Below are 24,445 nucleotides of genomic sequence, written 5' to 3' on the forward strand. Positions count from 1 at the left end.
ATCGCTCTAAGCACAATGCGCCTAGAAAGCAATGACAATAACAAAGGGATTATTGCCTAAACCAACCAATAAAATATCAGCCTTAGTAGATTATTTTAAGGTATCTTTTATAACCCGATTTGAATAAAAGCTTGCTTAAGTTGTCGACTTTCAACATAAGCCGGTGCATAAAATGCTTCAATCGTGGTGTTAAATTTTCTGACTAAACTTCAACTATTTTAATCAGCATCCATTAATACATTATACATTTGAATTGATGACTATTATTATATTGATAACAAAAAATAATTAAAATACACCAAACAAAGTGATGACAAATAAGTTAAGATAGAACATGACAAATTGTTATATTTTTCAGTAAAAAATTTTTTACAGTTGCTATATTTAATAGATAGGTTTATATATGTACTTGACCCCAGCAGGAATCGAACCTGCAACTAGCCCTTAGGAGGGGCTCGTTATATCCATTTAACTATGAGGTCATCGGGGGCGCCCATTTTAATAAATTTAAAAAAATAATACCATTTAAATAATGAAAAATTTTGTATTATGTGTAAACATGATACAATTAAAAAATCAATAATCTGAATTTTGTTTAGTTGAAAATCCTATGAAAAAAAGAATAATTGGCATGCTGTTCTCTGTTATGGCACTAACAAGTTGCGCTTCATATGATCCTGAAAGCAATTCATACAGTGATCCTTTATCTGGATTCAATAAAGCAATGTTTAATGTTAACTATTATGCATTAGATCCGTATGTTTTGCGTCCAGCTGCTGTCGTTTGGAAAGATTATGTACCAACACCACTTCGTAAAGGTGTCGTGAACTTTTCTTCTAACCTTTCTGAACCTGCTTCGATGGTGAATAATCTTTTACAAGGAAATGTCCACCAAGCCGGAAAACACTTAGCACGATTCTTTTTAAACACTGTTTTTGGTGTTGCAGGATTATTTGATGTTGCCAGTTTAGCTGACCCACAATTACAAAAAGGCAATAGGCATACTTTTGGTGATGTGCTTGGTCACTATGACGTACCGTATGGTCCATATGTGGTTTTACCTTTCTATGGTTCAGCAACGCTTAGAGAGGAAGGCGGTGCCTTAGTTGATACGCTTTATCCACCTTTAGCTTGGTTAAATTGGAAATGGGCATTAGTACGAGGCGTGTTCGACGGTATTGAGGCTCGTGCGATGGCGATTGAATACGAAGATCTGATTAAAAACAGTGACGATCCTTATAACTTTATGCGTAATGCTTATTTCCAACGAAATGATTTTATTGCTTCTGGTGGTAAAGTCGATGAAAAGAAACAGCAACAACGTGAAGAAAGCATCAATAGTTTTATTAATGATATCGATTCACAATAACTTGTTTTATCATGATTTATAGATAAAAAAAACCGCTGCTTCAATAGCGGTTTTTTATTTGCCTTTCATTTCAGGTAAATTGTGCCAAAACCGTTTTGGCATCTGTTGACGTTGTAATTTAGGATTTTCTCTTTCTTTGATAGATAAAGCATTAAAGTAACGATGCCATAGGGTTTGAAATAGTTGTTCATCTTTCGTTAAAAACCGTTGATTGACTTTGTTATCTACGATCAACTCCTCATGATCAACAAGTGAAATTTTTTCAAGTTTGTCGAGATCATAAAAGTAGCCATATTTACGTTTTTCATCATAAATCGCCCATTTCTGATCGGCATAACGATCTTTAAAAAAATCTAAGACTAAAGGCAATGCGTTATAGATAGGAGCAATAACCGAAAAATAGATCTTTTCATTTTGTCCGTCATTTGTGTTATCAATTGGGTTTTCAATAGTATTGAAACGAACAAATTGCATTAAATGATGCCGTTCCCGACTTACTTTTTTAGCAATGTCGTGAACAATTAGTACATCAGGATCACCAAAATCCGTTTCAATAGGATGCTTTGATTTGAAAACTTTACAGATATAACGAAAAATAATGAAATCACTTTCTGGTAATTCAGAAAGCCAAACATACTTTAATTGATTAAGCGCAACGTGAGATAACTTTTTGTTCAAAGCTACTTGAACCCGTTCATATTTACTATTACGTACTTCCACATGATGCGTATCGGATACTAACAAAGGCACAAGATCATTATGCGCCAACAAACAATCGGGCATCTTTTTTTGCTCAAACGCATCAAACACTGCGCATAGCAATCCTTCAAAACTTTTATCATATTGAAAAGCTAACATGATTTACCAACCCATCACTAATTGCTGAGGAATATTATCATTTTTGACTTCAAGCAACGGTTTTTCTTGCAAAGAAAGCCGAATATACTGCTCGGATGAGTCTAATAATTTAAATTTTCGCATTTCATGGCAAATAATAAAAAATTGGGCTCTTTTTAGAACAACGCCTATTCGTTTTAAAGCTTCTAAATTTAATTTACGATGTCGCCTTGCTAAAACAATTAATTTTGCCGATTTAACACCAATACCCGGTACCCGTAAAATTTTTTGATAACTATCACGGTTTATATCTACCGGAAAGAATTGGGGATTTCGAATAGCCCACGCCAGTTTAGGATCAACAGTTAAATCAAGATCAGGATATTGATCATTGACAATTTCGTCGACACTAAAATCGTAGAATCGTAATAACCAATCAGCTTGATAAAGGCGATTTTCTCGCACTCTTGGTACTTCTTGCAATACGGGTAATCTTTTATCATAACCATTAACAGGAATAAACCCTGAATAATAAACACGCTTCATGCTTGGTCGTTTATAGAGTTTAGCCGTTAGTTGTAAAATCTGGCTGTCTGTCTCATCTGTCGCCCCAATAATGACTTGAGTGCTCTGCCCTGCTGGTACAAATTTTGGCGTAGATTTAATTTTTTTTCGATCTTCTATGTTTTCAAGTAAGTTTTGATGAATATGGCGCATTGGTTGATAAATGCTTTGATGATCTTTATCGGGCGCTAATAACTTTAGATTTTTTTCTGTCGGGATCTCTAAGTTCACACTCATTCGATCAACCAACAAACCAGCCTGAACTATAAGATCATTACTGGCACCAGGAATGGCTTTCATGTGGATATAGCCATTAAATCCATGTTCATTACGTAATATTTTTACCACTCTAATCATTTTTTCCATCGTATGATCAGGGCTTCTGACAATGCCAGAACTTAAGAAAAGTCCTTCAATATAGTTACGACGATAAAATTCAATGGTTAAATCAGCTAATTCTTTAGGCGTAAATCCAGCTCTGGGAATATCATTGCTTTGGCGATTTATACAATAAGCACAGTCAAACATGCAATAGTTAGTTAACATGATTTTAAGCAAAGAGACACAACGCCCATCAGCAGTGAATGAATGACATATTCCACAACGATGCGCACTGCCAATCCCTTTATTTTTATTAGTTCGAGATGAGCCACTTGAAGCACAAGAAATATCATACTTTGCTGATTCAGCTAATATTTCAAGCTTTGATATCATCTTTTCATTCATTGCTAACCCCTTATACTGTATAAACAAACAGTATTATACTAATCACTTTTTAATTAGCAAGTAAATAAACAATCAGAAAAGTGTAATTTTAGGTACTTAACAAAGTATGAGGTTTATTGTTAATAAAACATAATAATTAATATAATTTAAAGGATAATTGATATATTTTTTACTTTCGAAATTACTCGATTTAATATTATAAATAAAATAGCTTCGTTAGGTATTGTTCAGCTTACAAGTGTACGCTATAATCACATCAATTTTTCTTATGAAGCCAGTTAATTTAGGAGCAGAATATTACATGAAACGAGTTGTTATTACCGGATTAGGTATTCTTTCGAGTATTGGGAACAATACTAAAGAGGTTTTAGAATCATTAAAAGTGGGTCGTAGTGGAATCACTTTTTCTCAAGAAATGAAAGATAGCGGAATGCGAAGCCATGTTTGCGGTAATGTTAAATTAGATACTACTGGACTTATCGATCGCAAAATCGTGCGCTTTATGAATGATGCTTCTATCTATGGTTATCTTGCTCTACAACAAGCTATTGACGATGCAAAATTGACTCCTGAACAAGTCTCAAATCCTCGAACTGGTTTAATTGCGGGCTATGGTGGTTCAACCAAAACTCAATATAACGTCGTTGCAGGTATGAAAGAAAAGGGATTACGTGGCGTGGGGCCTTATGCTGTGACAAAATCAATGTCATCAGCCATTTCAGCTTGTTTAGCAACACCATTTAAAATCAAAGGGATTAGCTATTCTATGACGTCAGCTTGTGCAACGTCTGTACACTGTATTGGTCATGCTGCTGAGCTGATTCAACTCGGTAAACAAGATATTGTTTTTGCCGGTGGTGGTGAAGAACTTTGTTGGGAAATGTCATGTGAATTTGATGCAATGGGTGCGTTATCAACTAAATACAATGATACACCTGAAAAAGCATCTCGTGCCTATGACGCCAACCGTGATGGATTTGTGATTGCCGGCGGTGCTGGTATGGTTGTAGTTGAAGAGTTAGAGCATGCGCTTGCTCGTGGTGCCCATATCTATGGTGAACTGGTTGGTTATGCTGCTACATCTGACGGTTATGACATGGTAGCCCCATCTGGTGAAGGTGCAATGCGTTGTATGCAACTTGCGATCCAAGATTTAGATGTGCCTGTGGATTATATCAATACACACGGTACATCAACTCCTGTTGGTGACGTTAAAGAGCTATGGGCTATCAAGCAAGTATTTGGTGATAATATCCCGGCGATTTCATCCACTAAATCAATGACGGGTCACTCGTTAAGTGCGACCGGTGCACAAGAATTAATTTATTCATTATTAATGTTAGAACATGGCTTTATTACGCCAAGTATTAACATTGATGAACTTGATGAAGCCGCTATTGGCATGAACATTATCACTGAACCAACCGAGCGTGAATTAACGACAGTCATGTCGAATAGCTTCGGATTTGGTGGAACTAACGCTTCAATTGTCATGAAAAAATATAAAGCTTAGTCTAGTGTTTTAGTTAAATAAAAACCGTTCTCTTTGGAACGGTTTTTTTATTCACGTTCAAAAATATCGCAAACATTCATTTTATAAACATCCTATTTTTCATTGGTTAACTAATTAATGCGTTACGTTAACCTGACTTATTTTTGAATCACATAGTAATCAATAAATTTCGCAGATATTTTTATCTCTTTTACAACAAGATGATTTTTAGAGAAAATAAAATAATTTTACTTTTCCGATTAGGTTAATCGTATAGATTTCTTCTTAGTTATTCTGACTACTTTTATTCCACTTGTTTAATCAAACCTTATGGCAACCATATTAATTGATTGAATAGCAATAACAAAAAGCAGAGCATTGCTCCACTTTTTTAACGTGTTATTTTTTGAATGAATAGCGTTAAAATTGCCGATGCAATCAGTGATAGCACCATAAATAAAAAACCACTTTGGTATCCACCATCTGATTTTTCAATTAAAAAACCGATGATAAAGGGTGAAATAATTCCGGCAACTTGTCCGCCAAAATTAACGATACTGGAAGCTTTACCCATAATGACCGTTGGAATAAGTTGCATTAACATTCCCCAAAAAATAGCAAAGGCAATAAACATAAACAACGCTGAAATACATTGAAAAGCAATGGCTGCATCTAGATTTTCAACGTTAAACATGAGAAATAAAAAACTAGCAGATAAGATTGCGGTAACGCCATAAATAATTTTGAGTCGTTGTACAAATTTATCGGCAAGATAGCCACCGATCAAGGTACCTACTGCACCAAATAAAAATGGAATAGCTGCCCATATCCCAGTTTTGGATAACGATAATCCTCTTGCTTCCAGTAAATAACTGGGTAACCAAGTCGTAAATCCCCAAAAAGTAATATCAAATAAAAACCAAATTAGCGACAGCTTCCATAATAAAGGCATTTTCAACACATCCGCTAGCGACTGGCTATTATTGCGCAAATTGACGTTATGATTAGGGGGATTAAAATTGTCATTGCATTCTTGTAGTTCATGCAATTCTTCAGGCTTGATTAAGGGATTTTCAGCAGGATGATTGTGTATCAAACGGTAGATAAGATAACCTAATACTAATCCGGGCAGGCTCAACAGAATAAACACGGCACGCCAACCTAACCATTCGATAATTGTCACCGCAACGATGACCGAAATAGCAGGCCCTAATGTATTGACAGAAGATTGAATCGCAGTGGCTCGACCTCGTTCTTTAGCAGGAAAATAAGTGGCAATGGTTTTCCATGATGAAGCAGGAAACCCGCCTTCTCCTAGACCAAACAGAAATCTGACTAATAACATTAAAGGCAGAATATAGATTAAACCTGTGAAAAAAGTAAAAACTGACCACCAAACGATGGCGAATGCCATGACTTTACGGGATCCAAATCTATCGGATAAATACCCGCCCGGTATTTGAAAAAGGGCATAACCAATAAAAAAAGCACTGATAATTGATGCTTGTTCTATTTTATCCAACCCTAAATCGTCACCAATAAAGGGAAGCGATACATTCATCACCATTCGATCGAGAAATGATACTAACCAAGCAGACCATAATAACAACAGGACACTATAACGACCTTTCCACTTTTTAGGATGATATCCCGATGTCGGCTCTTTATTTGTTAAGATACTCATAGAATTTCCTTAAGTATAATTAGGCTATTGTCCTCCATCACTCAAATCAATGAGCAACGAATCACAACGCTTTTAGACGTTAATTTGATAATCTGCTTTCATTGCAACCAATAACAACTAACTTACTTTTCGATATAAATGGTGTATCTAATACTTTTAATAGTTATAAGATCAGCTCACCTTAGTGAGCTTTATAACGATGACGATATATTACGAATTTTGATAAATGTTCCAGGCAGCTTGAAGTCCAGCACCTTGTATGGTTTTAAAGCCAAGACGGTTTAACACTGCTTCAAATGCGGTCAAGGTTTGTAAAACACACTGTTTTCTGGCGTTATATCCCATTGTACCAATGCGCCAAACATTCCCTTTAAGTGGGCCAAAAGATGCCCCTATTTCGATACCGAAATCATTCAGCATTAGGTTACGAACTTGTTGGTCGTCGATATTTTCAGGACGCATAACCCCAACCACATTATTCATTTTGTATTTAAGATCGCCAAAAAGTTTAAGCCCCATCGCTTGCAATCCTGCGACCATTGCCTCGCCATTAATACGATGGCGTTCAACGACATTATCTAGTCCTTCTTGTAACACAATACGGGCACACTCTCTTGCGGCGTAAAGCATCGAAGTTGCTTCTGTATGATGATTAATGCGTTCCGCCCCCCAATAGCGGATGATCATATCGATGTCAAAATAGTTAGAATAGATGATTTCATCATTGCCACTGATATCACCCTCTGAACGAATGCCTAATTCAACGCATTTGCGAGCTTGAATAACGTCGACCATCGCAGGACTTAAGGTTAATGGTGCAACACCCGGTGGGCCACTTAGACATTTTTGTAAACTGACTGATACCCCATCGAGTTGCCATTTATCCACTTCCAAAGTATTACCGACGATTGAAGCAGTCGCATCAACATACGACAACACACCATGTCGGCGACAAATTTCACCGATTTTATCAAGCGGTTGAAGTAACGTTGTCGAAGTATCCCCCTGAACACAAAGTAATAATCTCGGTTTCACTTTTTTGATCGCATCTTCAATCACATTAGGATCAAACACTTCACCCCATGGTACTTCAATCGTGTGGACTTGTGCCCGACAACGATGGGCAATCTCGCATAGCAATAATCCAAATCGACCAAAAACCGGTACCAAAACTTTATCACCCGGACGAATAGTTGAGATTAAAACCGCTTCAATCCCTGCTCGTGCTGTGCCATCAATCACAAAAGTTTGCTCATTGGTGGTTTTGAAAATATCTCGATACAGTGCCATTGTTTGATTCATATAATCCGTCATAACTGGATCAAATTGACCAATTAATGGCGCAGCCATAGCACGGGTCACTCTTGGATCGGCATTAATTGGCCCCGGTCCCATGAGTAAACGCATTGGCGGATTAATTTGATCATACTTATCTAGGTCTAACATATTATTTTTCCTTTATTAATATCAAATTTGTTAATTAACAATGTCTACTTTTAGAACGAATTGGATTACCTTTTTTTATCAATATTTTTTAAAAAACGAAGCGCAATAGGATGATGATATTTAAACAAATTGACGATTTCATTCATCACTTTACCCATATTCGATTTTTTCCATGCTAACGAAAGTGGTGAGGGTTTGCGTTCATTAATCACTTTGCATTCAATTAATTCCCCCGTGTCCAAATAGGGTTGACACAAAGAGCGAGGCAAAAATCCAATACCAAGCCCTTTTAAATGACAAGCCAATTTAGTTGAAATATCCGGTACGATGATTTCGGTCTGACTTGGCAATAGCCATGCAACACGTTTATTCATGTGAATAGAGGTGTCTTCAACATTGATTGCAGGATATTTACGCAATGCATCATTTGATAAAGGAGTATCTATACGAGTGATAGGATGATGCTTAGCAGCTACAAATGCCCAAGTTATTTCGCCTAATGGAAAGATATTAATCATATTATCCAGTGATTCCGTGCCTGTTGCCCCAATAGCAAGATGACATTCTCCATATAACAATGAATCCCACACCCCCATATAAACTTGGCGATTAATCGTAAAATGGGTAAAAGGATATTTTTCTAGTAGATAATCTAGCAGTTCTGTAATAGCGTCGCTGTCATATAATAGGTTATTAATCGTTAAATTGACTCTACGTTCAACGCCATCACGAATTTGTTGTAACTCTTCGGGCATTGAATTTAACCATAATAACCACTGACTACAGTGCTCATAAAGGTGTTGACCGGCTAGCGTAAGTGAAACGGTTCGAGTGGTTCGTTCAAATAGCTGAGTGTTGAGTTCAGCTTCTAATGATTTTATTCGATAGCTAATTGCGGCTGGGGTTTTATATAATAACTTTGCGGCTTTAGAAAAACTGTTACACTCAACAACTTTAGTAAATGTGCGCATAGTTTCTGTATCTAACATACTTCAATCCCTTATGACAAAACGATCGATACCAAGCCAAATACCAAGCAACAGATCAGCCCCTGAAGTATGACCATAATTTGATATCTCAGCCAAAGATCGATGTTGATATTTTTGTTGATTGAGTGCGGTTATAACTTGCAGTACTTGTAATGAAAATCTTCCTTGCAGGGCATGACGTAAAAAAGTCGCACTAATAGTTGTCGTTAAAGAATCAAGATCAAGCTTAAGTATGGCACGTTGTAACAAGTTACATCGACGATAAAAACGCTGATCACTTAATAGTACTGCAATCATGCCAATCAAAATATCATCAAAGCTGGGGGTTAATCCTGCTCCTAGACCAATAAAAGGGGTAATATCATCAGAATATCCATTTAATAATGCGTCAATTTTGTCACAAAACTGGCACAATTCAGGCGCCCTTTTTTCAGTAATATTTTGTCTTAACTCGCCAAACAATCCTGTAGGATTATTGATCCGCTTGAATAATTGAGCAACTCCATTTTTATCATAATTGGTATGCGGATAAGGAAGTAATTGCAAAGAGCAGATGTGTGTTTTCGCACTAATTTGAATATGTCCGATAACTATGTCACCCGTTGCTAATTGTTCGATTGGTTTATGACGTTGAGTTAGTGTCTGTTTGATTAAATCAAATTGAGCACTTTTTAGTACCCAACCCATTGGCGACAAACCGTGACCATAACGGTGTAAAGTGATAAGCTGCTTTGCATTATTAATCAGATTAATGGTATGTTCATGCAGACTAAATAGTGTTAAATCACTCACAGTAAATGGTACATGGGCACTTTTAAGCAATGGCTTTATAGATTGCGTAATATGTTTTGAGGTATGGCAAAGTCCCTGCCGATTAAAATCGGCAGAGAATGGTAAGAGCCATTGCTGATTTTCAGCTTGTTTATCGGTACGATGACAATCTGCAAGTTCCTGATTCATAAATTACACTTTCAATTTTATCGCTAATGCCTCAAGCGCTTTTTCAAAACAGGCTAACGGCGCACGCACCGTTCCTGCACCAATTTGACCCACACCTGCTTGTTTATGGGCAATTCCTGTATTAATTAAGGGCGTAATACCGGTTTCTACAATCAGACGTAGATCTAATCCCATACAACATCCTTGAAAGTTCCAAGACGGTATTTGTAGTTGCATATTATGTTCTAAAAAGATTTCGCTCATCTCTTCTGATACTTCATATGCAACATCCGCGCCACCTGCGCCAACAAAACGGGTTACCCCTGGTGCAGCAACCATTGCCGCCCCACCAATACCAAATGTTTCAGTAATTGCACTATCACCGATATCGGGGTTCGCATCCTTTTGGGAGTATCCGGTAAAGAAAAGTCCTTGTGGTGTGTTAACGGGTGCAGTAAACCATTCATCACCCAGTCCACTGACTTTAATGCCAAAATCTTTACCATTACGTGTCATCGCAGTAATAATAGTGCCGGCTTGGATCTGTGCTGCGCTATCCATAACTGATTTACAATATGCCATGGCTAAATTCAAAAAGAATTGGTCGGTGACACTTAAAAAATCAAAAATCTTCGCCATTTCTTCTTTACTACAATTAAGCAGAGCTAATTTAGGTGATAAGGTACGAAGTAATAATGCCGATGCAGCAATATTGCGTTGATGAAACTCATCCCCCATTGAAATGGCTTGAGCCATCAGTGCGGTTAAGTCGATTCCTTTTTCAAATAATTTTAATGCTTCATTAAGCGCCGGTGCTAATGACGTTTTCATCCAGTGATGACGATTTAACACCTCTTGCCCATAGGCACCAAAACGCATGACTTTTCCAATACCTTCATTCAAATTGCAGTAAGCCCGGTTGCCATGAGTAATATTTTCAACCACAACAACAGGCATATTTGCCGAAGTAATCCCACCCATAGGGCCAACAGCATGAACCGAATGACAAGGTATAAATTCCACTTTACCTGTCGTTAGCAAAGCTAGTGCCTGTTCTTCATTTTGCGCCCAGCCTTCAAATAAACAGGCACCAATACAGGCACCTTGCATTGGTCCGGTCATGTCCTGCCATATAATCGGTGGGCCTGCATGTAATAATTTGTAACCTTGTGCCAAAGTCGGGATCGCTTCTTTAGCAGCAATAACACCAACCCAATGCGGTCTTGCCGCTTTAATTATTTCAATAATGGCCTGATTTGCTTCATTAATTGATGAATTCATTGTCACAACCTCTTAGTTTAATTTTTTCAAAATAGCCGCTAATTTTTGATTGCCACCAGCTAACGGTGCCCATTGATAATGCACCACAGGAATATTTGATGATTGCAGATCTTCAGCAAAACTCCGCAAACCGGCATTAATCACACTGATATGATCAAGTAAAGGGTAAGGTTTTAAGCAATCAATCTTATTTGCTGGCGTAATTAATTTTGTGGCTAATAAAATGGCTTCGGGTAAATTATCCATTACGGTAATACCTGCCGATTGAAGTGCTACAATTTGCTTACTACGACATTGTGGATCGGATTCAGATCCTGTCACCGTGGCAATAGCAATTAAGGGATGATGAGAAGATCGTTTAGCGATAGCCTTGTTGTAACCTGTGATTATTGATTCAGCCGGATTCGCATTTGCGCCATAGCCTATGACCAGATCCAGTAACAATACCCCCACCCCTGTTTGCTCGCCCAATTGTGCTATTGCATGTTCACGTACGGATGGGTCAATCATGGGATGTGGGCGCCCAACGGTATAAAAGTCATCGCCCAGATCGATAATTTTATGACCTTGCTGATCGAACATGATGCCTTTGTCGTGGTTATCACTGAGCAAAAGATTGAGTTGATTAGCCAGCAACATTGCGGCTTCCGATGCTAATGTACCACCGGTATATAATCCCATAATGGTTTGATGATCCACACTAGGCAACGTGCTCATCGCACTTTCAACTTTGGCTAATAAACAAGCTAATCTAGCTGCTTCATCTAACGTACTGGCAAAAAAGATATTATCGTCTTGCCGTTTATCAATACGGGAACCTAAAAAGAGCGCCACAATAGGTTTAGCTATTTGCTTCATTGCATTAATCACTTTTATACGGACACTTTCTGCTGGCGGTTTAGAAATAAAAGTAATGACTTGCGTTTGCTTATCAGCCGCTAGCATAGTTAATGCGGTTAATGCGCTAATCCCCCCTACTGCTTGCGATAAATCACGTCCGCCAAGTCCAATTGCTTGTGTAATTCCCTGATTGAGTAATGCAATTTGTGAAATCACTTCTTGAATGCCGGTTCCCGATGCCCCAATCACCCCAATGTTACCCTTAGGTATCACGTTAGAAAATGCCAATGGCGCCCCAGCTATGATTGCCGTTCCACAATCCGGCCCCATGACAATAAGATCTTTTGCTGCTGCGCTTTTTTTCAAACGGAGTTCATCTTCAAGCGACACATTATCGGAAAATATCATGACATTTTTATTTTCATCTAACGCTTGTTCTGCCAATTCTGCCGCATATTCACCGGCAATTGAAATAAGCACCAAATTAGCATCAGGCAGTTTTCGATTAGCGGTTGCCAAACGTCTTGCTTTTAGTAATTTACTGCCCCCTTGCTGTTGCTGAGCAATATTTTTTAAAGCTTCTTCAAGTTGGGAACGAATTAAATCTATGGCATCGCTAGCATCATCATGCGTTTTAATTGCTACACAGATATCATTAGGCGTTGCTTGATTGAAAGTATCACTCCAAAATCCCGTGGCTACAAGCAATGATTTATTGGCTGGTGTTCCCATCATAACGGAAACTTCATCGACTTCTTCAAGGTTACTCAGCTTTTTAGATATCAACATGAGGCTAACAGAATCCTGAAAACTACCTTTTTTTATGAAAGATTGAATCATGAGAATTGGACCTCTCAGTTATTAAATTATTGTAACAAATGCTGTAATGGTAATTGGAAATAAATAGTTATGCGCTTGCTAGATGTTAAAAGACATTTTCATTGACGCGATAAATTATCCTACTCAGTCATACCCTGCTATCCGCTTTGAATCTGTTTTACAACAACAATATTGCGTTAACCTATTAAATCTAACTATCAGACTATATTTATATATTACGTAAAAAAAGCGGAATAAATAGGTCATAAGTCACAAAACAATCATCTACATCATTAAATAAATATGAATATAATCATGAAGATAAATTATTATTAAAAAATTTTTTATAATAATAACCCATTAATTTAATTAAATTTTATAAATCTAAAATAGTTAGTTTGATCACATTATTCTCTGCTATTAATAGATAGTCTAAAAGGCAAATAAACAATTATAGAATTTGTTCCAGAACTAAAAACCTAATTAAAAACGAGTAGTTAAAAAGAGTTAAAGCAATTTTTCTAAACGAATGGTTAATGATAGGTAAACGCTTATGAATATCTTGTATGATGATGTGGCTAATGCAGTTAAATGGATATCGAGTTTTGGGGGGCTTGAACAAGGCGGTACCACCCGACTGCTATATACACCAGAATGGCTAGCCGCCCAAAATGCCTTAAAAGACAGAATGACGCAAATCGGTATGGAAAGCGACTTTGATGAAATAGGCAATCTTTATGGACGATTCAAAGGTAGCAAATATCCGGATGAAGTCATTATGTCTGGGTCGCATGTTGATACCGTTGTTAACGGTGGCAAACTTGACGGGCAACTTGGTATTATTGCTGCGTTACTTGCCATGCAATACTTACATCAACATTATGGTCAACCGTTACGAACACTAGAACTCATCTCAATGGCAGAAGAAGAAGGTAGCCGTTTTCCGTATGTTTTTTGGGGAAGTAAAAATGTGTTTGCCATTGCCGATCATCATGATGTTAATGAGATTGAAGATAGTGACGGAATCAAATTTGTTGATGCCATGAAAGCATGTGGATTTAATTTCAAAACTCAGCCTGCACGCAACGACATTAAAGCTTTTCTAGAAATTCATATCGAACAAGGAGGCGTGCTTGAAAAAGAACAAAAAAGTATCGGTGTGGTGACAAGCATAGTTGGTCAGCGCCGTTATAACATCCGCTTAATTGGCGAAGCTAACCATGCCGGCACAACACCAATGGGTTATCGTAAAGACGCAGTTTATGCCTTTAGTCAAATCTGTTATCAATCAATTAATAAAGCCATAAAAGTGGGTGATCCCTTAGTCCTGACTTTTGGGCACGTTGAACCTAAACCGAATGTTGTAAACGTCGTGCCGGGTGAAGTGCTATTCACGATGGATTGTCGACATACCAATAAAGCGGAACTCGTCGCCTTCACCGAAGAGATTGAAGCGGATATGATTCGCATCGCCAATCAACTTAATCTTGAGATCGAAATCAATCGCTGGATGGATGAAGATCCCATTCCTATGGACACTAAATTAATTCATCTGCTAGAAGAAATTTGTGATCAAGAAGGATTAAGTTATCGGGTAATGCATAGCGGTGCAGGTCATGACTCACAGATTTTCGCGCCTCGTGTTCCAACAGCAATGCTATTTGTGCCGAGTATAAAAGGCATTAGTCACAATATTGCCGAAGATACCAAAACCGAAGATTTAGTTGAAGGCATTAAAGCGCTCACTTATGCCCTATATAAACTAGCTTATCAAGAGTAAGAGGAATCAATATGACCACGACAGAAAAAACAGGCGGTATTCAATATTGGCATAAAATCGTCGTATTATTATGTCTGGGTTGGACAGTGATGTGGATCTATCGCCCTGTGCTAACCGCTATCTTTCCTGAAGTTCAACAAACTATAGGCCCTCAATCCAATACGGAACTTGGACTTATTGCAAGTTGCTATTTTTTTGCTTACACCGCTATGCAAATTCCGGCTGGCATTCTTGTCGATCGATTCGGTAAAAAAGCCGTGGTGATTCCGGGATTTTTACTCTTTACCATAGCGGCATTAATCATTGGTAATGCACATTCAATTATGATGATTTATGTCGGTAGCCTATTGGCTGGATTAGGATGTGGCTCTTATTATGGATCAGCTTGGTCACTTTCTGCTGAAAACATTCCTTCGCAACATCGCGGTTTTGCTTCTGCCATTATTAATACTGGTTCAGCATTAGGAATGGGGATCAGTCTGCTTGCCACCAGCTTTTTGGTCAAATCATGGGGAATGCCTTGGGAGTATATGCTATATATCATTGCAGCCTTATTACTTTGTTTAGTGGCAGGGTTTGCCCTGATTATTAAGGAAACGCCAAAACAAAAACAAAATCAAAGTCAATCATCGTCAGCAAAAGAAGCGGTCACATCCGCTGACGAACCGAACGCAAAACACCGATTTTTTAGTAGTCAAATGGTGGCTTCTTATATTATGTATTTTGCAACCTGCTATGGGTATTACATGATAGTTAGTTGGTTACCTAACTTTCTCGAAACCGAGCGTGGCTTTACGGGTGGAAACATTGGATCTGCATCGTCTTTGGTTGCCTTTGCTGCCATACCCGGGGCGTTAATCATCAGTAAAATATCAGATAAATACCAAAATAAACGGCTGTTTTTCATTATTGTACTTGAGTTAATTGCAGCAGCGACCCTGTTAACGACCGTACAAGCAACAACCATCACGTTATTGCTAGGTGGGCTCATTTTTTATGGACTGTTTGGTAAATTGGCGGTAGAGCCTATCCTCATCTCACACGTGGCTGATACAGCACCGAAAACAAATTATGGCACTTCGTTTGGAGTATTTAACTTTTTTGGTATGAGTTCATCGGTAATTGCACCGCCATTAACCGGTTATTTAGCTGATCTGACCGGAACAAAAATGACAGGATTTTACGTGGCAATCGGCATTTTAATTATCGCTACGCTGCTTTTTTTCCTAATCAACATGCGTAAACATATCACCAATTAACAAATCAATCATTGCCGATCCATTGCGGTAGTCGGCAATAACTATATTGCTTTAAAACGATGCTGTTTTACAGGCTAGTTGCCTTTTACCCTAAAAAAAAACGAACAGCAAAGTATAAGATTATTATTTTTCAAGGAGATAAATATGGGGTACTTCAATCACAATACTGGTTATCCAAAAGATTTGCTGGCTTCCAGAGCCATCATCAAACGACAAAATTATGCGCTTATTCCACCTGATGGATTAGTCAAAAATGTCATTCCGGGATTCGAAAATTGTGATATCACTATCTTATCGACACCTAAGTTAGGTGCATCCTTCGTAGATTATCTTGTCACCATGCATCAAGACGCAAAAAATGTACAAGGTTTTGGCAGTGAAGGGATTGAACTTTTTGTTTATGTCCTTAGTGGAGATATTACCGCCAACGCAGATAGCCAATCGTTTAGATTAAAGACTGGTGGCTATTTATATTGTCCTGCTGGGGTAAAATTATATCTACACAATCATGCCGAAAGTTCACGATTATTTCTCTACAAAAGACGTTATATCCCCTTAGCAGATTATCAAACTCGCATTATTTCCAATCACGTTCAGCAGTTAGAAAGCTTAAATTATGAAAATATGGATAACGTATTTATCCAAGACTTATTACCTAAAGAACTTGGATTTGATATGAATTTCCATATTTTAACCTTCAATCCCGGCGCCAGTCATGGTTACATTGAAACCCATGTCCAAGAACATGGTGCTTATCTGCTAAGTGGTGAAGGGATGTACCTACTTGATAATGAATGGATCCCCGTTAAAAAAGATGACTATATTTTTATGGGTGCCTATGCCTTACAAGCCTGTTATGCCGTTGGTAAAGTGCCTTTAAGTTATATCTATTCTAAAGATTGTCATCGAGACGTTGCTATCTAATCAATCAATAATAAGACAACGTAAACTTAAAAACGGATAAATCCAATAACTTTAACAAATGATCAAGGAAACCATATGGAACTGATTGTCATTGCTTTAGGTGGTAATGCAATTGCCAAACGAAATGAACCTTTATCGGTTGAGAATCAATATCAAAATATTCATTCTACAACCAAATTAATTGCTAAATTAGCAGGTAAATATCGATTAGTCATTGTACATGGTAATGGTCCGCAAGTGGGACTTTTAGCCTTGCAAAATGCAGCTTATTCAAAGGTACCGGCTTATCCGCTTGATATATTAGTTGCGCAAACTCAAGGCATGCTAGGATATATGATAGGTCAAAGTTTACAGCAACAACCTAATGTTATCCAGGTGGTCACGTTACTTACGCAAGTGGAAGTTGATAAATGTGATCCTTCGTTTACTCACCCGACAAAATTTATCGGGCCTGTCTATCCACCCGAACAACAAAATCAACTCAAACAACAATATGGTTGGATATTTAAACAAGACGGTCAATACATTCGACGGGTAGTCCCCTCCCCTAAACCCAAAAAAATTTTGGAAATTGCAACCATTCAAAAATTGCTGAATGACAATACTATCGTGATCTGTAATGGAGGTGGTGGTATTCCTGTTATCAGCATTGACCATGGCTACCAAGGAGTGGAAGCGGTCATTGATAAAGATCTGTCTGCTGCGCAATTAGCCATACAGCTACAAGCTGATCACCTAATGATATTAACCGATGCTGATGCCGTTTATGAAAACTGGGGGACACCACAACAAAAAGCACTTGATCATGTTGATACTGAACGCCTAAAACCGCTTGCTATCGATGATGGTGCCATTGGCCCTAAAGTCAAATCCGTCATTGAATTTGTCGAAAAAACAGGGAATACAGCTTATATCGGTACCCTAACAGATATTGAATCCTTATTAAAAGGTCAAAAAGGAACCGTAATAAAAAACCATTCCATGGTTAAATAGAATCCATTCAGAGGAGTACAAACATGAGAGTAGACCGAAAAACATTACATAATTTAATTGCGAAAAAACTACATAAAGCAGGATTAAGCAAAGAACATGCTGATATTGCTGCCGATGCACTAGCCTTTGCTGATGCAAGGGGAATACACTCACATGGAGCGGTAAGAGTTGAATACTATTCTGAGCGGATAGCCAAAGGTGGCATGACCACAAATCCCAATATGACCTATAAAGAAACCGGGCCAGCTAGTGCGATTCTCGATTTTGATAATGGATGTGGTTTGGTTGGCGCAAAAATTGGTATGGATAAAGCGATTGAACTAGCCAAAAAAAATGGCGTTGCCGTTGTCGGTATTCGACGCATGTCACACAGTGGTTCATTATGTTATTTTACTGAAATGGCAGCCGCTCATAATCTTGTTGCTATCTCAATGTGTCAATCTGATCCGATGGCAGTACCTTTTGGCGGTGCCGAAGAATTTTTTGGCACTAATCCTATCGCCTTTGCCGCCCCTTCTGCTGATGAAAGAGTCGTATCATTTGATATGGCAACGACTGTACAAGCTTGGGGTAAAGTATTGTATGCTCGCTCTAAAGGTGCAGCAATCCCCCCTACTTGGGCTGTTGATGAGCAAGGTGAAGCCACTACCGATCCTTATAAAGTCAATGCCTTATTACCTATTGCAGATGCAAAAGGATATGGATTAATGATGATGGTTGATGTGTTATCTGGAATTTTGCTTGGTGTACCATTTGGTAAAAACGTGTCTTCGATGTATGCCGATTTATCCAAAGGACGTGATCTAGGGCATTTACATATTGTCATTAACCCAGAATACTTTGTTGGGCTTGAAGTATTCAAAAAAAGCATGTCTGCGATGTTAGATCAATTGAAACAGGTAAAACCCGCAAAAGGCAATAGTGAAGTATTCTTCCCTGGTGAAAGAGGAAAAAAACGGGAAGCAGATTATATTAAAAATGGGATCGAAATCGTGGATGATATTTATCAATATTTGATTAGCGATGATGTTCACTATGATCGTTACGATCACAAAAATAAATTTGCAGAATAATAAGGGTTGATCATTAAGAGTGATTACAAGCTAAAAATAACCTTCTATAGTTGCATTATAATAGTTAAGTATAGAATTTATTGATTTTGTTGATGATGTATCCCTGTGTATACAGGGAACACTGTTGTAGTTGGCTCTGTCATTAAATTAGTCCCGGTTTATCCCTGTGTATACAGGGAACACACTGTTAGCGAATGCTACGGCATTAGGGGTCCCGGTTTATCCCTGTGTATACAGGGAACACTAATGACTGTACAGGATTTGCTACTTGTTGCGCGGTTTATCCCTGTGTATACAGGGAACACGAGTTGTCAATAGTTCACTACGTCGGCTACTCGCGGTTTATCCCTGTGTATACAGGGAACACATGTTCAACAATAAAATCGTTCAACCATTCCGCGGTTTATCCCTGTGTATACAGGGAACACGGGGGGTGGATGCTGTATAATGTTGATTTATCCGGTTTATCCCTGTGTATACAGGGAACACGAGGTATCCCAGATCTGCATTTTGACCAAAACCGGTTTATCCCTGTGTATACAGGGAACACATGTGCCAGATTTCATCCTGTGTGAGCACGTCCGGTTTATCCCTGTGTATACAGGGAACACTTGTTCTTCAATATAGCTTTCATACGCCAGCGCGGTTTATCCCTGTGTATACAGGGAACACATGATTTAAATGCATTAAATGTATTGAAAAATCGGTTTATCCCTGTGTATACAAGGAATACTCTAATTATAACCTATTGTTTATTAATTAAAATAGGAGGGTGTAAAATTCCACCAACTTTTTTGCTGCTTTTTTTAAGCGATTGAAATTCTGATGGAGTTTGACAAGATTTATAATATTATCAATTTATTAAGCAATATTAGTAAAGAAATTTATGCAATATTTATACTTGCCATGCGCTTATGTACCGACGCTATTTTGGATCATTGCATAACAGATCGTTATGTTAATTAGCTCTATTGGACTAAGCGGATTTTACTAAAAAACTCACTCATTATTTATTCCTCTGCCCTATCCCAATGGGTTTTATGTGCAAATCCCATTAAATTATTGGTCATTTTAATTCGTTGTAATTTAAGTGACCAAATTGGCGCTTTAATCATTCTGGCAAAAGGAAATTTTCGATAATAGTGTGAGTAAGCTTGGGTGGCATCGTGATCCGCTAATCGCGATGCGATGGCTTGAAATTGAATACCTTGGATTTTTGCAACGGTCTTTGGTGCTATGCTTATTGTACCCGCCACGTGTGAATGGGTTAACATCGCATTACCATGAATTGTTTTCACGTCAGAAAGGATATAAAGACACATGGAATCTTCATTAAAAACATAAAAAGCATTACACGCCCAAAGTTGATGATCAGGCAGAATCATACTGAGTGATAACACATGGTGTTTGTTAATGAATTCAAGGATTTTTTTATTGGGCTGCATATTTAATGAAAGTTAAACTCGATTAAGATGGTGTGTTATTTAAATGCATATCTTCACCCCAACGAGGTAATGCAGAAATATCGATATCAAACAGGTCTAACGCTCTAGCTACACTATGAGTTATCATATCATCAATACTATCAATACGTTGATACAGTGCCGGCACAGGTGGAAATATCACCCCACCCATTAAAGTGACAGCCTCCATATTTTTAATATGTCCTAAATGTAAAGGTGCTTCACGTACCATTAAAACTAAACGGCGACGTTCTTTTAAAACTACATCGGCAGCCCGAGTTAGCAAATTATCCGATAAACTGTTAGCAATTGCAGACAAACTACGCATTGAGCACGGTGCAACTAACATGCCCATTGTTTTATAAGAACCACTTGCTATTGCTGCCCCGATATTATTAATAGAATAAACCTTGTCGGCAAGCGCCTCTATCTGTTTGATGTTCATATTGGGAACTTCGTAAGAACAGGTCATGTGGGCAGCTTTAGAGATTACCAAATGAGTTTCAATATCCAATGGTTTTAAAAGCGTTAACGCTTTTATGCCATAAGCAAACCCCGTTGCGCCACTGATTCCTATAATGATACGCTTTGCTGTCATGTTAATTCCTATAGTATTTTGAATACAAACAACATCGGTTGACATTGATATGTTCAAAATAAGATGACTCCAATTTTTTCATTCGATAAACTGAGATGTTATGCATGAGTAAATCTTATCACTTATCATTGATAGCTCATTGAACAAAAAAGCTGTCAAGTTAAAAAGATTGATTATGATCAATTCATCACAACACATCATACCTATATCGAATTTAGCTTTCAAGTAAGGGAAAGCTTATATAAAAATTGAGAACAAAAAAGAATAAACATATTTAATAAAATTAATCGTTTTAATAAAACGATATTACATTAAGTTTAAGGATTTGGATATCAGCGACACAAATACAACATTACAGGATGAAATGTGATGAATTAAGATAAAATGCGCTAACTACGCCTAATTTAATAGGCTTAGGCGTAGTATACTTTCCGTTATTCCTTAGCCATTTGCTGTTCAACCACTTTGGTTTCTTGATTACCTTGAATTGCTTGGATTTGTTGAGCATATTTGGCGACAGCATCTTTACCGGATAACAGACTATAAGTTAAGGTAAATTCGGTACTTTGTCCCGGCTCTAACTGGCGTACCCGTTTTTGTTCACGTTCAATAGTCACAGGATAGGCAAAACTGGTTCCCGGTTCTAAACCAGTAACATAACCTTGCTTAAGTGTATCGGTATTTTTCCACAAAGAAAGAACAGGAAGTTCTTTGGTATTAAAAGCAATACCCGTGCCTTTATCCCCTGCTTTATTCGTTAACATAACTTGCGTTTTACCATTAGCATCGGCATACGGAAAAACGTTAAATACCATTTCGTCAAAACCTTTGGTTGGCCCTAGATAAGTTTGCCATGTTTTTAACCCATCTTTAGCATAATCGTTAAATGGCGAGATTTCTCGGACTGGTGCAACAAATTGAGCACCCTCTTCCAAAATTGGCGTACCGTAATTGCTATGATAAATGATTTGGAAATCTTTCGTGTAATCACCTTTATTGGTCACAACATCATGTACCGTAAACTCTTTACTACCTGGTACGTAACTTATTGATGCCCACGTTTCAAGATTGCTCTTTTTGAATGTGTTTTCTTTTATTAAACCTTTAACCGTGATTGTGTAAGGTGCTTTATCTAAAACTTCGACGACTAATTTTGAAACCGGAGTGTTTTGAGCTCGCCCATGCAATGTATACATCATTCCGTCTGCTTGCACTGCATGACCTGTCCATTCAAAACCACAACGCACCATCATTTCGTTAAAACCATCCAACCAACCCAGCCCTGCACGGCTTTCAAGATTTATAAATTTCGGGTGAACAATTTCGTCAACTGGTGAATCCCACCCCATTCGAATACCGTCACCAACAACTGAAATAATTCCCAGTCCACGAGTCGGACTCAATTTTATGGTAAAATCATTACTGTTGATTGTTAATAACTCGCTTCCTTCTTGTTTTCCACCTTTAAGGACAGTATTTGCAATAAAAAATTTTTCGGCGTTTATCCCTAAATCTTTATTGGAGATAGACCAATTTCCTTTTGCTACATCTTTCTCGGTATCAATTAGCACAAATTCTTTAGCATTAGCCGTCATGGTTGTAAAACATGCTAATACTGCAAGTGAAATGATTTTAACTTTCATGTTAATTCCTCATAATTTATTAAAACAACTAAACTGAATCGCTTCAGTCAATATGGCATAAAACGAGATAAATCAACAAAAAGAAAATATCAAAAATGAGAGATTATTCACACTTTTTAAACAGAAAAAATATCAATAATCTTATGAGTTATAATGAAATGATTTTATTTAACCACAATTAACGATTGGGTCTAACCTGCCCTGCTTTCCAATGTTTACGGCAAACAGAATGAAACTCGCTATCACCTAAATGTATAGAGTTACCAAACTTAACAATCTTACCATCTTTACCTTCTAGCAAATTCATCGTTGCTTTTTTTCCACACCAACAAACGGTTTTAAGCTCTCTAAAATTATCTGCGATTTCAAGTAAGGTTTTTGAGCCTTCAAAAAGATGTCCCATATAATCTGTTTTTAATCCAAAAAACATCATTGGTACTCCATACTCATCACAAACATCAGATAATTTCCAGATTGTATTTCGGGATAAAAACTGACTTTCGTCGATCAGTATACAGGCATAATCATTTTGTTTAATTAATTCAATTATCTCATCAACACTATTATCATCAAGCTGTAACGCTTTTTTGCGTAATCCTAAACGTGATACAATTTCTACGGCAGAATCACGCGTATCGACAGACGATTTAAGTAGCAATGTTTGCATATTATTACTTAAATAATTATGGTCGATTTGTAATAATTCAGTTGATTTACCCGCATTCATGACGGCATAAATATAATAAATTTTTGACAAAATAAGGCCTCAAAATAAATTAATAAAGAAACAGAATAATTTAGAAAATAAAAAAGGTAAGTTATCAAACCTACCTTTTATCATTATAATGAAATAAAAACTATTTTGCTTTGCCTTGATTTGCAACAGCTGCTTGTTTGGCGGCAATTTCATCAGCATTACCTAAATAGTAATGTTTGATCACTTTCATATTATCATCAAATTCATATACTAAAGGCACACCCGTTGGGATGTTAAGATCGATAATATCATCATCACTGATATTATCTAAATGTTTAACTAAAGCACGTAAAGAGTTACCATGAGCAGCAATAATAACACGCTCGCCTCTTGCTACACGTGGTGCAATCGTTGATTCCCAGTAAGGAAGAACACGTTTAATTGTTAATGCTAAGCTTTCAGTTAATGGTAATTCTGATTCAGGCAATTTGCTGTAACGTGAATCATGTCCCGGAAAACGCTCATCTGATTTTTCTAATGCAGGTGGGGTAATAGCAAAACCACGACGCCACAATTTTACTTGCTCATCACCATATTTTGCAGCAGTTTCCGCTTTATTTAAACCTTGAAGTGCACCATAGTGACGCTCATTTAATTTCCAACTTTTTTCAACAGGCAACCATGCTTGATCCACTTCATCTAAAACATGCCATAATGTATGAATAGCACGTTTTAACACTGAGGTATACGCATAATCAAATTCGAAACCTTCTTTTTTAAGTAATTGACCTGCTTCTGCTGCTTCTTTATTACCTTTATCAGATAAATCAACATCAGTCCAACCACAAAAACGGTTTTCTTGATTCCAAACACTTTCTCCATGTCGAATAAGAACTAATTTTTTTACTGCCATGAATATAACTCCTTTGTTACGTAAAATAAATTTGATGTATCTTGTTATCAATAGGAATACATGATTTTAATCATGTATGCCGATTGTATTTCAATAAACGTTTTTAAACTATACAC

General features: G+C 37.4%; 20 protein-coding genes, 1 tRNA gene and 1 CRISPR repeat array. Of the genes, 7 read left to right on the top strand and 14 right to left on the bottom strand.

The window, feature by feature from the left end; genetic code table 11:
• Positions 1-410 precede the first annotated feature (410 nt).
• Positions 411-482: transfer RNA gene (locus ACGH47_RS06830), tRNA-Arg, on the bottom strand.
• A gap of 128 nt (positions 483-610) precedes the next feature.
• Here ACGH47_RS06830 and ACGH47_RS06835 point away from each other — a divergent pair.
• Positions 611-1,369 carry an MlaA family lipoprotein gene (locus tag ACGH47_RS06835; protein ID WP_411598691.1) on the top strand — a complete coding sequence of 253 codons (759 nt, stop codon included), beginning with the start codon at positions 611-613 and terminating at the stop codon, positions 1,367-1,369.
• A 54-nt stretch (positions 1,370-1,423) separates the two neighbouring features.
• On the opposite strand, the gene ACGH47_RS06840 is transcribed toward ACGH47_RS06835, so the two are convergent.
• Together ACGH47_RS06840 and ACGH47_RS06845 are read right to left on the bottom strand one after the other, a co-directional pair.
• Entirely contained in the window at positions 1,424-2,227 is an 804-nt protein-coding gene (locus ACGH47_RS06840; RefSeq protein ID WP_411598692.1) for a TIGR03915 family putative DNA repair protein, read from the bottom strand.
• Between the two features lie 3 nt (positions 2,228-2,230).
• Positions 2,231-3,496 carry a putative DNA modification/repair radical SAM protein gene (locus tag ACGH47_RS06845; RefSeq protein WP_411598693.1) on the bottom strand — a complete coding sequence of 422 codons (1,266 nt, stop codon included), beginning with the start codon at positions 3,494-3,496 and terminating at the stop codon, positions 2,231-2,233.
• Positions 3,497-3,797: 301 nt separating this feature from the next.
• On the opposite strand from ACGH47_RS06845, the gene fabB reads away from it, so the two are divergent.
• Positions 3,798-5,009, top strand: coding sequence for a beta-ketoacyl-ACP synthase I (gene fabB, locus ACGH47_RS06850; RefSeq protein ID WP_065559433.1), 1,212 nt, complete (start codon positions 3,798-3,800; stop codon positions 5,007-5,009).
• A 370-nt stretch (positions 5,010-5,379) separates the two neighbouring features.
• Here fabB and ACGH47_RS06855 read toward each other — a convergent pair whose 3' ends face one another.
• The 6 genes from ACGH47_RS06855 to fdrA all read right to left on the bottom strand — a co-directional run bounded on the left by ACGH47_RS06855 (position 5,380) and on the right by fdrA (position 13,007).
• Entirely contained in the window at positions 5,380-6,672 is a 1,293-nt protein-coding gene (locus ACGH47_RS06855) for an MFS transporter (RefSeq protein WP_411598694.1), read from the bottom strand.
• 210 nt (positions 6,673-6,882) lie between these two features.
• The gene (locus ACGH47_RS06860) at positions 6,883-8,118 is read right to left on the bottom strand and encodes a pyridoxal-phosphate-dependent aminotransferase family protein (RefSeq protein WP_267352443.1); all 1,236 of its coding nucleotides are present in this window, start codon (positions 8,116-8,118) and stop codon (positions 6,883-6,885) included.
• Between the two features lie 65 nt (positions 8,119-8,183).
• Positions 8,184-9,107 (bottom strand): HTH-type transcriptional activator AllS, encoded by a 924-nt coding sequence (gene allS / locus ACGH47_RS06865; protein ID WP_411623048.1) that lies wholly within the window; start codon positions 9,105-9,107, stop codon positions 8,184-8,186.
• A 3-nt stretch (positions 9,108-9,110) separates the two neighbouring features.
• Entirely contained in the window at positions 9,111-10,067 is a 957-nt protein-coding gene (locus ACGH47_RS06870; RefSeq protein WP_411623049.1) for a DUF2877 domain-containing protein, read from the bottom strand.
• Positions 10,068-10,070: 3 nt separating this feature from the next.
• Entirely contained in the window at positions 10,071-11,327 is a 1,257-nt protein-coding gene (locus tag ACGH47_RS06875; RefSeq protein ID WP_411623050.1) for a DUF1116 domain-containing protein, read from the bottom strand.
• Positions 11,328-11,339: 12 nt separating this feature from the next.
• Positions 11,340-13,007, bottom strand: coding sequence for an acyl-CoA synthetase FdrA (gene fdrA, locus ACGH47_RS06880; RefSeq protein WP_411623051.1), 1,668 nt, complete (start codon positions 13,005-13,007; stop codon positions 11,340-11,342).
• 532 nt (positions 13,008-13,539) lie between these two features.
• On the opposite strand from fdrA, the gene allC reads away from it, so the two are divergent.
• From allC to allD, 5 genes are all read left to right on the top strand, one after another.
• Entirely contained in the window at positions 13,540-14,766 is a 1,227-nt protein-coding gene (gene allC / locus ACGH47_RS06885) for an allantoate deiminase (RefSeq protein ID WP_411623052.1), read from the top strand.
• An 11-nt stretch (positions 14,767-14,777) separates the two neighbouring features.
• Positions 14,778-16,025 (top strand): MFS transporter, encoded by a 1,248-nt coding sequence (locus tag ACGH47_RS06890; protein WP_220216985.1) that lies wholly within the window; start codon positions 14,778-14,780, stop codon positions 16,023-16,025.
• Between the two features lie 144 nt (positions 16,026-16,169).
• Complete coding sequence (allE, locus tag ACGH47_RS06895; protein WP_411623053.1) at positions 16,170-16,949, top strand: (S)-ureidoglycine aminohydrolase; 780 nt, start codon at positions 16,170-16,172, stop codon at positions 16,947-16,949.
• Positions 16,950-17,024: 75 nt separating this feature from the next.
• Positions 17,025-17,942, top strand: coding sequence for a carbamate kinase (locus ACGH47_RS06900; protein WP_411623054.1), 918 nt, complete (start codon positions 17,025-17,027; stop codon positions 17,940-17,942).
• Between the two features lie 23 nt (positions 17,943-17,965).
• Complete coding sequence (gene allD / locus ACGH47_RS06905; RefSeq protein ID WP_267360130.1) at positions 17,966-19,015, top strand: ureidoglycolate dehydrogenase; 1,050 nt, start codon at positions 17,966-17,968, stop codon at positions 19,013-19,015.
• A gap of 93 nt (positions 19,016-19,108) precedes the next feature.
• Positions 19,109-19,748: direct repeats of the CRISPR family, unit length 29 nt; unit sequence CGGTTTATCCCTGTGTATACAGGGAACAC.
• Positions 19,749-20,025: 277 nt separating this feature from the next.
• On the opposite strand, the gene ACGH47_RS06910 is transcribed toward allD, so the two are convergent.
• The 5 genes from ACGH47_RS06910 to gpmA form a co-directional block, all read right to left on the bottom strand.
• The gene (locus tag ACGH47_RS06910; protein ID WP_267369601.1) at positions 20,026-20,415 is read right to left on the bottom strand and encodes a hypothetical protein; all 390 of its coding nucleotides are present in this window, start codon (positions 20,413-20,415) and stop codon (positions 20,026-20,028) included.
• A 67-nt stretch (positions 20,416-20,482) separates the two neighbouring features.
• On the bottom strand, positions 20,483-21,076 hold the full coding sequence (locus ACGH47_RS06915) for a UbiX family flavin prenyltransferase (RefSeq protein ID WP_411623055.1): 594 nt from the start codon (positions 21,074-21,076) through the stop codon (positions 20,483-20,485).
• Between the two features lie 434 nt (positions 21,077-21,510).
• On the bottom strand, positions 21,511-22,719 hold the full coding sequence (locus tag ACGH47_RS06920; RefSeq protein WP_411623056.1) for an aldose 1-epimerase family protein: 1,209 nt from the start codon (positions 22,717-22,719) through the stop codon (positions 21,511-21,513).
• 178 nt (positions 22,720-22,897) lie between these two features.
• The gene (locus ACGH47_RS06925) at positions 22,898-23,476 is read right to left on the bottom strand and encodes a thymidine kinase (protein ID WP_065559418.1); all 579 of its coding nucleotides are present in this window, start codon (positions 23,474-23,476) and stop codon (positions 22,898-22,900) included.
• 100 nt (positions 23,477-23,576) lie between these two features.
• A complete protein-coding gene (gene gpmA, locus ACGH47_RS06930; protein ID WP_065559417.1) occupies positions 23,577-24,329 on the bottom strand; it encodes a 2,3-diphosphoglycerate-dependent phosphoglycerate mutase in 753 nt (250 codons plus the stop codon).
• Positions 24,330-24,445 lie beyond the last annotated feature (116 nt).

It is taken from the genome of Gilliamella sp. CG16 (genome assembly GCF_046635785.1).
Classification (GTDB): domain Bacteria; phylum Pseudomonadota; class Gammaproteobacteria; order Enterobacterales; family Orbaceae; genus Gilliamella; species Gilliamella apicola_I.